The organism is Embleya sp. NPDC127516 (assembly GCF_044765325.1).
In the GTDB taxonomy this organism is placed as follows: domain Bacteria; phylum Actinomycetota; class Actinomycetes; order Streptomycetales; family Streptomycetaceae; genus Embleya.
In genome coordinates this window covers 495742-510396 of the sequence record NZ_JBIWJT010000004.1, presented here as the reverse complement: position 1 = coordinate 510396, position 14655 = coordinate 495742, and the positions used below count along the sequence as shown (strand labels likewise).

Below are 14655 nucleotides of genomic sequence, written 5' to 3'. Positions count from 1 at the left end.
GACGGACAGGCAAACTTCCGCCGGCGCGCGGGGCTGAGGTTCGCTTCGTCCCCGCCCGGCCGGCGCACGGTGAGGGGTCGTGGTGGACGACGTGCGGGGTCGGTGACGTGCCGGGTCGGGACGTGCTCGATCGGGAGGCACCGCCGGAGCCGGCGGTGGAGTGGGCCGATTCGCACGCGGTGGTCCGACATGCCTACCGCAGCCCCCGGCGCCCGGTCGAGGACTTCGCGGGGATCCGGGGCGATGGGGGTCGCCTGTCGGTGTGTCGGTCTTGCGATGAGGGGCGGGCCCTGGACCCACCGGGCCGGAGGACTCGCTCGTCCTGCCCGAAGGGGTGCCTCTGGCGAGGCCCTGGTCGATCCTCTTCGCTGAACGCGCCGATCGACCGGGGCAGGGCGGGCGACCCGGGTGGTGGCGACCGGCTCGGGTGGGCAAACCCGGTGATGGCGACCGGCCGGCGTGGGCCTGCGAGTCGATGGCAGGGCGGTTGGTGGCTCCATCGAACCGGAGGCCGGAGGCCCAGGCCCGGGGTGGCGCGCATCGCGTCGGATCCCCGATCCGGCGTCGTCGCCGGGTCGGGGGGCGAGGCGGTCGGGTTGTGCGGTCGACTCGAGGTCTACGGGGTGGAAACCGCGGTGGTTGCCGCCGCGTCTTGTGCGGCGGCTGCGGCCTTGGCCGCGGCCTGGAGGGTTTGTACGGGGGTGTTCGTTCGGAGCGCCTCGACGTAGATCAGGTGTTCCGGTGCGATTCGGCCCCGGACCGTTCCGTCCTTGACGTCGGCCTCGGTCAGCCAGCCGTCCGCGACGAGCGTCTCGGTCGTGGCCGCCACCTCCTCGGCGGTGGTCGCGGTGAGGTCGGCGAGGAAGGCCACCTCCGCGCGGGCGTCGCCGTCGGCGTCCGAGTGGGCGGTGATGCCGAGGGCGGCCAGGCGTACGTGCGCGGGCTGCTTGCGCAGCTTCTTGTGCGAGATCAGGCGGGCGACCCAGCCCGAGGACCGGGTTCGGGGCAGCTTGCCCAGCGAGAAGCCGGTGGCACCGGGGACGCCGCAGCCGACCGGGTCCTCCTCGGTTGCCAGCAACTCCTCGACGTCGACGCTGAGCCACCCGGACGCGGTCAGTTCGCCGACCGCGAGCTCGGCCTCCTTGCCGCAGACGCCGCGCAGATCGGGGCCGGTCAGGTTGGCGACACCCGAGCCGACTCCGCGCAACAGGCAGACCAGCGCGAGCAGTCGGGCGACGGGAGCGGTGCCGGGGGCGGTCCGGCCGATGTACGTCAACGCGCCGCGCACCGGCTCGCCCAGGCCGCTCACCGCCCAGTGCCCGCCGGGCGCCGCGTCGGGACGCGCGCTCTCCCACGGGATGCCGCGCTGCTGCGCCAACTGCTGGAGCGTGGTCTCGTACGCCCGACGAGCGCGGTCGGCCTCGGCCCGAACCAGGCCGGTACCCAGCGGATACGGCGCGTCGGCCCACAGAGTGAGCGCGGCCGCCTTGCGCTTGGTCAGCTCGGCCACGACGGTCAGGTCCGCGACGCCGCCGGCCTGATGCGCGCGGAACCCCTCGACGATCGCGGTGAGTTCGGCCAGCAACGGCTCCGGTAGCCCGGGCGGCACGGTGAGCACGCCGAAGCGCCGCAGGCCCGTCTGCTCGCCGCCGTCCCTGGGCCCCTTCGGATCGCGCGGCCGGCGGGTCTCCTTCGCCCCGCGGGGCTGCTCGGCCGTCGTGCGCGGGCCTCGCGGCGGTGGAACGGCATCGGGCGCGGTCGGCTCGCGCAGCTCGGGCAGCAGCGGCGACGAGGGGCGCGGCAGCACCGGCTTGGCGGTCGGCTCCACCGGGCCGCGACCGGCCACGGACACCTCGATCGGCCCGTCGAGGCCGACCACGGTCAGCGGCGGGGACAGCGCCAGCAGGCCGCTGTCGACCAGATCGCCGGCGACGCTCATCGCGCTGCGCGAGCCGATCGTGCGCCCGTTGGGCCCGGCCAGGCCGGCCACCTCGCGGATGGTGATGCTCTGTCCCGCCGCGGCCGCTGCGGCGAACAGCGCGAACACCCGCAACTCCACCGGGCCCATGCGATTCACATCCATCGAGCCGACCCTGGCGGCACGCGTCTTCAGAGGCATGTCCACCTGTCTACCGCACCGGGCCCGGCCCCGAAGCCCCATTGGGCCCCAACACCCGAAAGGACTAACCGAACAAGACGCAAACAACCCGAGAAGTCCGCTGATCACCGCCACCTTCGGGCCCGCCCGGCGCGGCGTTCCGTCCGGGCGGGTGTCGTACACCCGGAGTCCGGCGCCCTGCCTCCGGCCCGGGCCTCGTGCCGGGTCTGTGTCGTACACCCGGGAGCGCGGCGCTGTCTCCGGCCGGCCTCGGGTCGGGTGGGTGTCGCGTACCCGGGAGTTCCGCGCCCTGCCTTCGGCCCGGACCCATGCGCAGACCGGGCGAACCAACCGCAGACCGACGAGCCACGGAGTACGGCATGACCACCGAATCCAACGGGACCGCAGCCGCCGATGCCACTGCCGGCGTCGACGTCATCGGCATGTGGGTGACCGCCGACGGCCACATCCGCCGGGAACTTCGCCCCGACGGCCGCTACGACGAGGCCCGAGGCACCCGACACAGCGCGTACACCGGCAGCTACACCGTCACCGGCGCCCACCTCGACTACGTCGACGACACCGGCTTCACCGCCACCGGCGACATCCGTGACGGCGTGCTCCACCACGAACACCTGGTCCTCTACCGCGAATCGGCGCCCGCCGAGCGCTCGTGACCCACCCGCCCGTCACTCGCCGGTCCGCGAATCGGCCCCGGGCGCGCCGGCCCTCCGCGCCGCCACCGCGTCCGTGTACGACTCGTTCGTGAGCGCCTCGCGCGCGACGCCGAGGTCGGCGAGGACCGCCCGCACCACCGCCAGTGCCGCCGCGACCCGATCGCGGTCCGCCACCAGGGTCTCGACCTCCACGAACGTCTCGCCCGGTTCCGGAACCTCCACCACCGAGGCGAACAGGCGCAGACCCCCGCGCTCGAACGTGTAGTTCCGACACCGCTTCTCGAACCGAATCGTCGGCAGGTACCCGAGCCCGCGCAACACCGCGTCGACACCGGCCGCATCCCCGACCCGCGTCTCGTACTCGGGCTTCGACCCGGACACCACCTCGACCGGCGCGTCCTTGTACGTCAACACGGACATCATCCCCGCCGCGCCCCGCACCGTCCGGACCCGCAACTCCCGTTCCCCACGCGCCAAAGCCTGCCCGGCATCGTCGTAGTAGGTGTCCTCATACACCTCCTCCCGCCCGCCGGCGAGCCCCTCCAACGCACCGAGAAGCCCCTCCCGATCACCCACCCGAGCCTTCAACTCCACCTCGATCACACCCCACCCTCCCCACCCTCCCCACCGACCACCCGAACCGCCGAACCGCCAGGGCAGTGTCGGACGGGCCGATATTCCGGATCGAACCAGAACCGGCGTCGCTTCTCAGCGGAAGCGGGCTCGATTTGCGGTGAGGAATTCGGCGAAGATGCGCGGCTTTCGGCCGGTGAGGTGTTCGACGTCGGGTGTGGTGGCGGCCAATGAGCCGGTGCCGACGTCGGCCCAGAGGGCGGCGACGTCGTCGGCGAACCGTTCGGGGACGCCCTGTGACACGAGTTGCCTCGCCATGTCGTCCGGGGTCAGCCCGACGACATGGACCGGTTTGTCGAGTAGCTCGGACAACTGCCCGGCGACCTCGGCCATCGTGAGTGCCTCCGGGCCGGTGAGGACGAACGTCTCTCCCGCGCCCCGGGGTTCGGTGAGCAGGACGGCCGCGCACGCGGCGATGTCGTGGCAGTCGATGTACGAGACGGGAGCGTCGTCCGCCGGAGCGATCAGGCTCCCGTCGGCGCTGAACGTGCCCGCCCCGGTGTGGAAGTTCTGCATGAAGCCGCTGGGTTGCAGAAGGGACCATTCGATGCCGGACGCCTTCAGGTGCTGCTCGATCTCCCAGTGCGCACCCTGAGCGAGCCTGCCGCTCCGCTGCGCGTGCCAGACCGAGACCTTGACGATGCGTGTCACCCCGGCCCGCCCGGCCGCGTCGATGAAGGCCCGTTGTTGGGCCACCATCGGCTGCGCCGCCCCGTCGACGGTCGGTACCGCGCCCGCGCCGTTGAGTAGGACCCGGTCCACCCCGACCAGCGCCGCGGCGATCGAGTCGGGATCGTCGAAGTCCGCCACGACGTACGGGCAGCCCAACGTCCGACCCTTGTCGGCGTCCCGGACCAGTGCGGTGAACGGCGCCTGTAGGTCCCGGAGTCGGCGGACCAGATGTCCGCCGATGGATCCGGTGGCCCCGGTAACCAAGATCATGTGCAGCTCCTTCGACTGAGGACCCTCGGCTAAACTGAGGGCTCCTCGGAATAATAAGTCGAGGTACCCTCGAATAAGCAAGGGGCAGGTGGATGAGCGGCACCCGAACACGCCGACCGCGCGCCGACGCGCAACGCAACTACGAGCGCATCCTCGAGGCGGCCGACACGGCGTTCCGCGAACAGGGCACGGGCGCGTCCCTGGAGGGCATCGCCCGCCGGGCGGGAGTCGCCATCGGAACCCTGTACGGGCACTTCCCCAACCGGCGGGCCCTGGCCGCCGCCCTGCTGCGCGAACGGCACGCGACCCTCTTCGAGTCCGCCGAAGAACTGCCGGAGCAGGTGCCGCCGTTGGCCGCCATCGCCGACTGGATGGGTGCGGTCGCGGTACACGCGGCGGCCTACCGGGGCCTTGCCGCGCTGCTGATGGAGGGCTTCGACGACGAGGCCTCGGAACTGCACGAGGCGTGCGAACGCATGGCCGCGATCACCGAGAGCCTGCTGAGCACCGCCCGCGACGCGGGTGCGGTCCGCGCCGAGGTCACCGCCGCGGACATCCACGCCCTGATGAACGCGGCCGCCTGGCTGCGCGAACAGGTGTCACCGACCCAGGCCGAACACCTCCTGCGCCTGATGGTGGCCGGCCTACGCCCGGGCGGCGAGGACCCGACGCAAGAAGACTGACGGGAACCGACGGTGGATCCAGGGACCAGGGAGCTATTCCCGGGTCGTCGTGATCTGTTCGACCAGGTGACGGCGCAGGATCTGGCCGGTTGCGGGGGTGCGGGGGAGTTCGGGTACGTAGACCACTCGGCGCGGGTGTTTGTGGGTGGCGAGTCGGCCCGCGCAGGCGGCGCGCAGTGTGGTGAGGTCGGGTGGGCTCGTGGCGTCGGCCGGCACCACGACCGCGCAGATCAGTTCGCCCCAGGTCGGGTCCGGCAGGCCCACCACGGCCGCCTCGCGGACCCCCTCGACCCGGAGCAGCACCGCCTCGACCTCGCCCGGCGCGACCGCTTCGCCGCCGGTGCGGATCAGCTCGCCCACCCGGCCGACGATGCTCAGGTAGCCGTCGGCGTCCACCGTCGCGAGGTCGCCCGTGTGGAAGCGGCCGTCCCGCAATACCGCGCGGGTGGCCGCCTCGTCGTCGAAGTAGCCGTCGAACAGCAGCGGCCCGCGCACGCACACCTCGCCGTCGGCGCCGAGTTCGACCTCCTGGTAGGGACTCGGCACTCCGCAACTGCCCGGCTTGCGCGGCACGTCGACGCCGTCGAGCGCGGCCACGTTGCCCGCCTCGGTCGAGCCGTAGAAGACGCGGAGCACGGCGTTCGGGGCGGCCTCGGCGATCGCCGCGAGCAACTCCGGCGGGGTGCGGGACGTACCGGTGTCGGCGAAGCGCAACGTCGCCAGCGTGCCGCCGTCGGGTCCCTCCTCCGCCGCGAGCGTGTCCAACACCCGTTGCCAGACCGCCGGTACGCAGTTCAGTCGGGTCGCGCGGTGCCGGCGCACCGCGGACACGATCTCCGGGCCGTCCGCCCGGGTGACCAGGACCACCGTGTCGCGCGCCTGCCACTGTTGCAGCGCGATCGTCCAGGCACCCATGTGGAACAGCGGGTACGGGCACACCATCGCGCCGCGTGGTTCGAGTTGCGCACCGGGATGGGTGCGCAGCACGTTCGTGCGGTGGGAGAGGATCACGCCCTTGGGCCGACCGGTGCTGCCGGACGTGAAGAACAGCACGTGCGGGTCGGCCTCACGCGGACCGTCGCAGGTCTCGCCGCTCCCGCCGTCTCCGCCGCTCGGCGCGGTGTGCGCCGGATCCGCCGAGCCCGCCACCTCCGCCAGACCGAGCACCGGTACGCCGAGCGCGGCCCCCACCGCCGCGCCCGGCACACTCTCGTCCGCGATCATCAGCGCGGGCCGGGCCACCCGTACCGTCGCGGTCGCCTCGGCTGCGGACAGTCCCGGGCTCAACGGGACGTACACCGCGCCGATCCGGGCCAGCGCCACGAACACCGGCAGTACGTCGAGCGTGGTCCGGTTCCAGCACGCGACCCGGTCGCCGCGCCCGACGCCGGCCGCACGCAGCGCGTGTACGGTGCCGGACGCCGCCGCGTGCAAGGCGCCGAAGGTGAGCGCGTCCTCGCCCAGAACCGCCGCCGGCCGGTCCGGGACGGCTCGGGCCGCGCCCGTGAACACGGCGTCGATCACCAGACCCTCGTGCGCCATTGCCACACCCTTTCGTCGGTGCTCCGCGCCGGAGTGACCACCCGGGTCAGCGGTCCTTCAGTTCGACGATGATCTCGTGATACCGCTGCTCGCCGACGTTGACCGCGGTCTCCACGCCGCCGCGTCGCATCGGGACGACCACGCCGGGAACCACGTCGGCGGCGAAGTACTCGCGGTACTCGCCCTCGGTGTCCGGTTCGGGTTCGACCGCGATCCGGTCGCCCGCGATCTGGATCAGGTAGTAGTCCAGTTCGTGCCGGTGCGCGTCGCTGCGTGCGCCCGGGGCGAGTTCGAGTTCCCAGATCCGGACCTTGTCGTCCTCGAACAACACCCGGGTACCGATCCCGCCGAGGGTGCGTTCGGCGGCCGGCTCGCCCGTCGCGGACACGGTTTCGTCGCTCATCTGCTGATCCGTCCTTGGGTCGCTGGGGTGATATGGGCGGTGGTGGTGATGGGCAGCCGGGGATTCAGCAGCCCGCGTCCGGGTCGATCCGGTTGCGGAGTTCCTCGCCCGCCAGGTACCGGGCCAGGTTGTCGCGGAAGAGCCGGAAGACCTCGGTGAAGTGTTCGAGGGCCGCGCTGGAGCAGTGCGCGGACAGGTACAGGTTCGGCGCGTCCCACAGCGGGTCGTCGGCGGGCAGCGGCTCGGCCGCGACCACGTCCAGGGCGGCGCCGCCGAGCCGGCCGCCGCGCAGCGCCGCGATCAGGTCCGCCTCGACCACGAACGACCCCCGGCCGACGTTGCAGTAGAACGCGCCCTCGCGCATCGCGGCGAACGCGGCGGCGTTCATCGTGCCGACCGTGTCCGCCGTCTCCGGAGCCGCGGACACCACCGCGTCGCAGCCCGCCAACATCTCGTGCAGGTCGTCCGGGTGGAAGAGCCGGTCCACGTGCTCGGCGGGCACCTCCACCCGCCGCCGCGTCGCGTGCACCGTCATCCCGAACGCCTTGGCCCGGCGCGCCAGTTGCGACCCGATCCCGCCGACGCCGATCAGGCCCAGGGTCCGGCCCTGGATCAGCCCGCCGAACGCCGGCTTCCAGCGCCGCGCGTCCTGGAGCGCGTCCAGCTCGCGATGCCGCTTGAAGAACGCGAGCATCCGGGCGAAGACGAACTCCGCGATCGGCGTACCGTTCACCCCTGCCGCCGTGGTCAGCCGGATCCGCTCGGTGGGCAGGCCCGCCGAGAGCAGTTGCCCGTTGCCCGCCGCGCAGCTTTGCACCCAGCGCAGCTTCGGTGCCAGGTCCGCCACCTCGAACGGCAGGTCCGCCACCAGCGCGATCTCGGCCCGGGCCAGCAGGTCGCGCTGGTCGGCGGTCAACGCGGGGGCGAGCTGCCGCAGTTCCGGGCGGGCCGCGGCGCCGGGTCGGCCGCGCTCGGTGCGCAGGTGCTCGGGCTCGACGTAGCGGCAGTCCACGATCTCCAGCCGGGGATCGAGCGCGCGCACCGCGTCGAAGTCGGCCGCGAGCACGTGCGCGGGCCGGATGTCCCAGGCCGAGGGGTACATGACGGCGACCACGATGGACGGCCGATCGGGTTCGGGCGCGGGCTGGTGCGTCCGCTCGGGTTCGGGCGCGTCACTCACGCTGATGTCCTCCGGTCCTTCAGTACGCCGAGGGTGTGCGTCGCGGCGTGCGTGTTCGCCAGGTAGTCGGGCGCGGCGGTGGTGTCCACGAACCAGCCGGTCGGGCACATGGTCAGGATCTCCACGAACGAGAAGCCGTCGCCGCGCAGTTGGGTCCGGAACGCGTTCTTGATCATGCGGGCGGTGCGGGTGATGTTGACGATGTCGTTGACCGCGCCGCGCGCGACGTACGCGGCGCCGTCGAGTTCGGCGATCAGTTCGGCGAGTCGGATCGGGTAGCCGTGTACGGCCGCGTCGCGCCCGTCCAGTGTGTTCTTGGTGCGCTGGCCGAGCACGGTCGCGGCGGTCATGTGCCCGCCGGTCTCTCCGAATACGCCGTTGTTGAGCATGAAGCACGTGACGTTCTCGCCGCGTGCCGCCGTGTGCAGCACCTCCTGGAGGCCCTCGTTGACCATGTCGCCGTCGCCCTGCACGGTGAACACCAGGGTGTCCGGCCGGCAGCGCTTGACGCCGGTGGCCAGGGACGGGGCCCGGCCGTGCAGGGCTTGCAGCACCTCGATGTCGAGGTTGTTGGAGTAGGCCGTGTAGCAGCCGATCCCGAACACCGCGATCGCCTTGGTGACCTGGTCCAGTTCCTGTACCTGCTCGACCATCGAGCGCATCGCGATCGGCTCGCCGCAGCCGGGACACAGGTGGTGCGCGCCGACGTCGATCAGGTCGGGGGTGAAGTCGTGCACGAGCCGGGCTCCGCACGTGGGCGCGGTGGCGGTGGTGGTCAGCACGGGCAACTCACGGCGTCCGGCGGGCTGCGGGCCGGGCCGGGGACCGGACCGGGCATCGCACGCGGGGCCCGGCGGAGTGGCCGCGCCGGTCGAGGAGCCGCTCGTCGGCGTTCCGGCGCTCATCGGTGGTCCGCCGCGGGTCGGGCGTCGGCGGCCGAGTCCCGGTCGGCGGCCGGATCCGGATCGGCTGCCGGGGCCCGTGCCGATCCGTCCCCGGCCGACTCGAACACCGCCTCGATCCGCCGCCGCATCGCACCGACATCGAGGTCGGGCGCGATGCCGAAGCCGGACGAGTCCAGGCTGAGCCGGCCGATGAACCGCACCGGCGCCGCGCCGAGCACGGCCAGGCGTACGTCGTCCACCATCTGTCCTCCGCTGTTCTCGTACACCGCCACCACCCGCGCGCCCGCCGCCGCGGCGCGCACGATCTCGCTCGGGAACGGCACCAGCGTGATCGGGCGCACGTAGCCGACCCGCAGGCCCAGCGCGCGCAGGTCGCGAACGGCCTGGCGGACGTACAGCGCGGGCGTTCCGTACGCGACCACCACGACCTCGGCGTCGGCCAGGAACCCGGTCTCCGCGCGGGGTTCGGTCTCGGCGACCATGCGTTCCATCGCGCCGCCGTGCCGGGTGTAGAACTCGGCCAGATCGTAGCCGGCGTCGGTGCGATCGCCGGCGTGCCGCTGCTTGCGGTCGGACAGCGGCGAGACGAGTCTGGCCGCGCCGGTTCCGCCGGACGAGCCGTCCAGTGCCCAGTCGCGGGCGGGCAGCGGCCCGAAGTCGTGCGGCCGGACGTCGACCGACACGTGCGTGTGGGCCAGGTAGTAGTCGCCCATCACCAGCACCGGGCTGCGCCAGAACTCGGCCAGGTGGAACGCGTATTGGGTCAACTCGACCGCCTCGCGCACATCGCACGGCGCGAGCACCAGGTGCCGGTAGTCGCCGTGTCCACCGCCGCGGGTGGCCTGGAAGTAGTCGCCCTGCGCGCGCGCCATGTTCAACACCACCAGTGGCAGCCGCGCGTACACGATCTCGGCCAGCGACTCCTGCATCAGCGACAGGCCCTGCCCGGTCGATCCGGTCGCGGCCGGCGTACCGGTGGCGGCGGCGCCCCACGCCATCCCGACCGCCTCCAACTCGCTCTCCGCGTTGACGCAGACGCCGTCGACCTCGGGCAGCCGGGCCGCCATGTGTTCGAGCACCTCGGTGAACGGTGTCATCGGATAGCCGGCGAAGAACCGGCAGCCGGCCGCGATCATCGCCTCGCCGATCGCGGCCGAGCCGGGCAGTACGGGCGGGCGGGTGTCGGTCGTGGTCCCTGGCCTGCTCATCGGCGGTCGCCTCCGGTCTCGTCGCGGGGTTCGTCGTACCGGTAGACCTGGAAGACGAAGTCCGGGCAGACCGCCGAACACGCCTTGCAGGCGATGCAGCCGGGCAAGAGTTGCGGATAGCGGTAGCCCCGGTCGTTGACCTCGTCGACGGTCATCCGCAACACGTCCACCGGGCACGCGTCGACGCACAGGTCGCAGCCCTTGCAGGCGTCGACATCGATCACCAGGGTGCCCTTGCTGAGCACCGGTTCGCCGGGCTGCGTGGCCGCCGGGCCTCGGCCGCTCACGCGTACACCGGCCAGGCCCGCAGCGCCGGTCCGGCATGCGCGTGTCCCATCCGGAGCGCGCTGCGGATGCCCTCCGCGTGTTGCCTTCGGTACGGCGGCAACACGTCGGCGGCGGTATCCAGGAGGGTGTCGAGGCCCACGACGGCGGTCGCGGCGGCGTACGCGCCGAGCGCGATCATGGTCACCGCCGAGGGGTTGCCGGTGCTCGCGGCCAACTCCGAGGCGGGGATGGGCACGAGCCGGCCGACGACGGGCGTCGCGCCGGGGTCGCACAGGCTCGTGTTGAGCACGAGCAGGCCGTCGTCGTGCAGTCGGGAGTAGACGCCGCCGGCGTGTGCGGGGTGCAGGACCAGGCCGGACCAGGCCGAGGCGACGGTCGGCGGACTCTCGACCGGCGCGTCGCCGAGGACGAGCGTGGTGTCCGAGTTGCCGCCGCGCATCATGCCGCCGTACGACCCGAAGTACATCGCGTGCCGGCCCTCGGCCACCGCGGCCGCGGCGAGCAGTGCGGTGGCGAGCTGGATGCCCTGACCGCCGATCCCGGTCAGTAGAACCTCGCGCTGCATGGAGACCCCTTCCTCGCCGCTTCTCTGCCCGGGAGAACCGTGCGGGGTGTATCCGGAACACAGTGAGTATGTCTGAGAACGTTGTTCCGGATAGTATGATGTAGCGTTCCGACAAACAAGAGCGTCGGACAATCGAAGGGGGGACCGCCGATGGACGAGATCGACGGGGTCGACAAGCTCCAAGGGACCGAAGCGGCGGCGAACTCCGAGGGTCTGGTGGGCAACGCGGTCCGCCGGCCGCTGGAGGCGCGCTGGGCGGTCTACGAACAGGAGGTCCGGCGGCTGATCGACGCGACGTACCGGGTGGTCGAGCGCACCGGCAGCCTCGATCCCACGATGCGCGACATCATGCGCGAGTCCGGACTGTCGAACCAGGCGTTCTACCGGCACTTCCGGTCCAAGGACGAACTGCTCGTGGCGATGCTCGACGACGGCCGGCGGCGGATGGCCGCGTACCTGGACCACCGGATGTCGAGCGCGCCCGACGTCGCGGGGAAGGTCGCCGCCTGGATCGACGGCGTCCTCGCCCAGGCCGGCGACCCGATCGCGGCCGCCCGCACGCGCCCGTTCGTCGCCCACCAGGACCGCCTGGCCGACCTCTTCCCGACCGAACAACGCGACTCGATCGAGGCCATGCTCCGCCCCTTGCGCGAGGCGTTGGCCGGCGCGCCGACCCCGAACCCCTCGGCCGACGCCCTCGCGATCTACCGCCTGACCCTGGCCACCCTCCACGACCACCTGCGCACGGGCACGGCGGTCGCCCCCGAGGACCGGGCCCACACGGTGCGCTTCGCGTTGGCGGGCGCGGGTGTGAGCGCGAACTGACGCACCGGCTCGGAGCGCGACGGACGCCTCTGCCGGGGCGTACGTGTCACGCCTTTGGCCGTTGCGGCGGCGGTAGGGCTTACGGGCCCGCCGATCGTCGGATGCGGACGATGTCGTGGTCGTGGCCGATGGAGAAGCCGGAGTCGTTCGGCTCGGCGAAGTTGGTCAGGACGTAGTGTTCGAGGGCCTTGCGGCTCGGCAGGTGGTCACGGGAGGCTAGGTCCGGCACGTTCACCATGAACTCGGCGACCGCGAGGGTGTCGGCCAGGTCGTCGGCACGAAAGCGCACGGGCAGGGTCTCGATGGTCCAGTCCTCGACGAGGCCGTCGTCGGCCGCGACCAGCGCGCTCGCCGTCGCCGTCAGGTCGAAGCGCACGTCGAAGAAGTGCCGCACGAGGCGCATGCACTCGTTGTCCGGATTCTGGAGCGCGAGGACGAGTTCACCGCCCGGTCGGACCCAACCCAGCATGCGCCGCACCGTGGGCAGCCAACGCGGCTCCGGCAGGTAGTAGAGCATGTGCGAACACAGCGCGAAGTCGGCGACGGCGGGCAACTCCACCGCTTCGACGGGCTCGCCCAGCACCTCCGCGTCCGGGCAGGCGAGGCGCAGCGCGGTACGCATGTACTCGCCGGGTTCGATGGCGATCGTGCGCTCGAAGTAGCGGCCCAGGTACCGGGTGGTGGCACCGGAACCGGCTCCGATGTCGACGAAGACCGAACGACGGGGCAACTGTTCGACCAGCGCGCTCAGATGGGCGTGGGTCACGGCCTTCTCGTCCGATCCGGCGAGGAAGAGTTCGAAGGACTGGCGGTATTCGTCCCCGGCGACGTCCAGGATCCGAATCGGGTCGGAAGGGGATGCCTCGGCAGGTGGCAACGCCATGCGGTTCGCCCTCCCGCGAGGAGGATCCCCCGCAGTTCGCTGTGGTCGTGGGACACCACGCTACGCGGTCACGGGGGTCCGATCCCGGATTGTCGGGGGTGAGCGAATCGCGGTCGCGCGAACGGCCGAAGCACCGACGCCCGGGCCCTCCGTCACCATCGCAACCAAGCCGCGGTGTCCGACCCGAGCCGGCCGTCGTCGGTCAATGGCCCACTCGTCAGCAGCGGTTCGGCGTGTTCGGGAAGCTCCACCGGGTCCCGGCCCAGGTTGACCACACACGCGAACCGGTCGCCCCGGGTGAACGCGATCACCTGCGCCGGCGCCCCCGGCAACCAGGTCAGTTCGCCGTCGCCGAGCGCCGATTCCGCACGGCGCAGCCGGATCGCGGTCCGGTACAGGGTCAGCATCGAGTCGGGGTCGCCGCTCTGTGCCTCGGCGGTCCGGTCGGCCCAGTCGGCCGGCTGCGGCAGCCACGGCGGCCCCGACGCGCGTGCCGGGCTGAAGCCGTACGGCGGTGCGTCCCCCGACCAGGGCAGTGGTACCCGGCAGCCGTCCCGGCCCGGCGAGGTGCCGCCCGAGCGCAGGGCCATCGGGTCCTGCAACGCCGCCACCGGGATGTCCTCCACCTCGGGCAGCCCCAACTCCTCGCCCTGGTAGATGTAGACCGCGCCGGGCAGCGCGAGGGTGAGCAGCGCCGCCGCCCGGGCCCGGCGGGTGCCCAGTGCCGGGTCGGTCGGTACGCCGCGCGCCTTGGTCGCGAAGTGGAACGAGGTGTCCGCGCGGCCGTACCGGGTTACCGTCCGGGTCACGTCGTGGTTGGCCAGTACCCAGGTCGCGGGCGCGGACACCGGGGCGTGCGCGGCCAGGGTGTCCTCGATCGAGGCGCGCAGTCGGCCGGGTTCCCACGGGCAGGACAGGAAGTCGAAGTTGAACGCGGTGTGCAACTCGTCCGGTCGCAGGTAGCGCGCGAAGCGCTCGGTGTCCGGCAGCCAGATCTCGCCGATCAGCGCGCGCGGATCCGGGTACGAGTCGGCGATCGCGCGCCACGAACGGTAGATGGCGTGCAGCCCGTCCAGGTCGACGTAGGGGTGCGGGCCGGTCGAGTCCGGGTCCAGGTCGGGCAGCGCCGGATCCTTCTCCAGGAGCGCCGCCGAGTCGATCCGCACCCCGGAGGCGCCCCGGTCGAACCAGAAGCGCAGTACCTCCTCGTGTTCCGCGCGAACGCGCGGGTGGGCCCAGTTGAGGTCGGGCTGGCGCGAGTCGAACAGGTTGAGGTACCAGTCGCCGGGCGTGCCGTCCGGGTCGCCGGACCGGGTCCAGGCCGAACCGTGGAACTCGGACACCCAGTTGTTCGGCGGCAGTTCGCCGTGCTCGCCGCGTCCGGGCCGAAACCAGAACAGCTCGCGTTCGGGTGCCGTCGGGTCGGCGATCGCCGCCCGAAACCACGGATGCTCGCTGGAGACGTGGTTGGGCACGATGTCCACGATGGTGCGGATGCCCAACTCCAGCGCGTCGGTGATCAGCTTCTCCGCCCCGGCCAGGGTGCCGAACTCCGCTGCCACGCCCCGATAGTCGGCCACGTCGTATCCGCCGTCGGCCATCGGCGAGGGATACCAGGGGCTGAACCACAGCGCGTCCACGCCCAATTCGGCCAGGTACGGCAGCCGCTCGCGCACACCGGCCAGGTCCCCGGTTCCGTCGCCGTCGCCGTCGGCGAAGCTGCGCGGGTACACCTGGTAGATCACCGCGCCGCGCCACCACGGTGCCGCCTGTGCTCCCTGTCGGCCGTGCTCTGCCACGTCGGCGTTCCTTTCGGTGGGAGG

The 14655-nt window shown here is 72.2% G+C and carries 15 protein-coding genes; 3 read left to right on the top strand and 12 right to left on the bottom strand.

The window, feature by feature from the left end; all coding sequences use genetic code 11:
* Nucleotides 1-616: 616 nt before the first annotated feature.
* A complete protein-coding gene (locus ACIRL2_RS10240) occupies nt 617-2119 on the bottom strand; it encodes a hypothetical protein (RefSeq protein WP_402231439.1) in 1503 nt (500 codons plus the stop codon).
* A gap of 359 nt (nt 2120-2478) precedes the next feature.
* On the opposite strand from ACIRL2_RS10240, the gene ACIRL2_RS10235 reads away from it, so the two are divergent.
* Entirely contained in the window at nt 2479-2775 is a 297-nt protein-coding gene (locus tag ACIRL2_RS10235) for an Atu4866 domain-containing protein (RefSeq protein ID WP_402231437.1), read from the top strand.
* 12 nt (nt 2776-2787) lie between these two features.
* Here the strand turns inward: ACIRL2_RS10235 and ACIRL2_RS10230 are convergent, their stop codons facing one another.
* On the bottom strand, nt 2788-3378 hold the full coding sequence (locus tag ACIRL2_RS10230) for a class IV adenylate cyclase (protein WP_402231435.1): 591 nt from the start codon (nt 3376-3378) through the stop codon (nt 2788-2790).
* Between the two features lie 105 nt (nt 3379-3483).
* Nucleotides 3484-4350, bottom strand: coding sequence for an SDR family oxidoreductase (locus ACIRL2_RS10225; RefSeq protein ID WP_402231433.1), 867 nt, complete (start codon nt 4348-4350; stop codon nt 3484-3486).
* A gap of 92 nt (nt 4351-4442) precedes the next feature.
* Here ACIRL2_RS10225 and ACIRL2_RS10220 point away from each other — a divergent pair, with 92 nt between their 5' ends.
* A complete protein-coding gene (locus ACIRL2_RS10220; RefSeq protein WP_402231431.1) occupies nt 4443-5033 on the top strand; it encodes a TetR/AcrR family transcriptional regulator in 591 nt (196 codons plus the stop codon).
* 33 nt (nt 5034-5066) lie between these two features.
* Here the strand turns inward: ACIRL2_RS10220 and ACIRL2_RS10215 are convergent, their stop codons facing one another.
* From ACIRL2_RS10215 to ACIRL2_RS10185, 7 genes are all read right to left on the bottom strand, one after another.
* Nucleotides 5067-6575, bottom strand: a complete 1509-nt coding sequence (locus ACIRL2_RS10215; RefSeq protein ID WP_395859028.1) for a class I adenylate-forming enzyme family protein — start codon at nt 6573-6575, stop codon at nt 5067-5069.
* Nucleotides 6576-6621: 46 nt separating this feature from the next.
* Nucleotides 6622-6978: a hypothetical protein gene (locus tag ACIRL2_RS10210; protein ID WP_395859027.1), complete on the bottom strand. Its 357-nt coding sequence runs from the start codon at nt 6976-6978 to the stop codon at nt 6622-6624.
* A gap of 64 nt (nt 6979-7042) precedes the next feature.
* The gene (locus ACIRL2_RS10205) at nt 7043-8158 is read right to left on the bottom strand and encodes a D-2-hydroxyacid dehydrogenase (RefSeq protein ID WP_395859026.1); all 1116 of its coding nucleotides are present in this window, start codon (nt 8156-8158) and stop codon (nt 7043-7045) included.
* The gene (locus ACIRL2_RS10200; protein WP_402231429.1) at nt 8155-9063 is read right to left on the bottom strand and encodes a thiamine pyrophosphate-dependent enzyme; all 909 of its coding nucleotides are present in this window, start codon (nt 9061-9063) and stop codon (nt 8155-8157) included. The genes ACIRL2_RS10205 and ACIRL2_RS10200 overlap by 4 nt, the downstream gene beginning before the upstream one ends.
* Nucleotides 9060-10271: a hypothetical protein gene (locus ACIRL2_RS10195; RefSeq protein WP_402231427.1), complete on the bottom strand. Its 1212-nt coding sequence runs from the start codon at nt 10269-10271 to the stop codon at nt 9060-9062. The genes ACIRL2_RS10200 and ACIRL2_RS10195 overlap by 4 nt, the downstream gene beginning before the upstream one ends.
* Nucleotides 10268-10558, bottom strand: coding sequence for a 4Fe-4S dicluster domain-containing protein (locus tag ACIRL2_RS10190; RefSeq protein WP_395859023.1), 291 nt, complete (start codon nt 10556-10558; stop codon nt 10268-10270). Before ACIRL2_RS10190 ends, ACIRL2_RS10195 begins: the two co-directional genes overlap by 4 nt.
* On the bottom strand, nt 10555-11124 hold the full coding sequence (locus ACIRL2_RS10185) for a 2-oxoacid:acceptor oxidoreductase family protein (protein WP_395859022.1): 570 nt from the start codon (nt 11122-11124) through the stop codon (nt 10555-10557). The genes ACIRL2_RS10190 and ACIRL2_RS10185 overlap by 4 nt, the downstream gene beginning before the upstream one ends.
* A gap of 150 nt (nt 11125-11274) precedes the next feature.
* Between ACIRL2_RS10185 and ACIRL2_RS10180 the strand changes: the two genes are divergently transcribed.
* Entirely contained in the window at nt 11275-11949 is a 675-nt protein-coding gene (locus ACIRL2_RS10180) for a TetR/AcrR family transcriptional regulator (protein WP_402231424.1), read from the top strand.
* A 79-nt stretch (nt 11950-12028) separates the two neighbouring features.
* Here ACIRL2_RS10180 and ACIRL2_RS10175 read toward each other — a convergent pair whose 3' ends face one another.
* Both ACIRL2_RS10175 and ACIRL2_RS10170 read right to left on the bottom strand, forming a co-directional pair.
* A complete protein-coding gene (locus ACIRL2_RS10175) occupies nt 12029-12832 on the bottom strand; it encodes a class I SAM-dependent methyltransferase (protein WP_402231422.1) in 804 nt (267 codons plus the stop codon).
* 152 nt (nt 12833-12984) lie between these two features.
* On the bottom strand, nt 12985-14631 hold the full coding sequence (locus ACIRL2_RS10170; protein ID WP_395859019.1) for a glycoside hydrolase family 13 protein: 1647 nt from the start codon (nt 14629-14631) through the stop codon (nt 12985-12987).
* Nucleotides 14632-14655 lie beyond the last annotated feature (24 nt).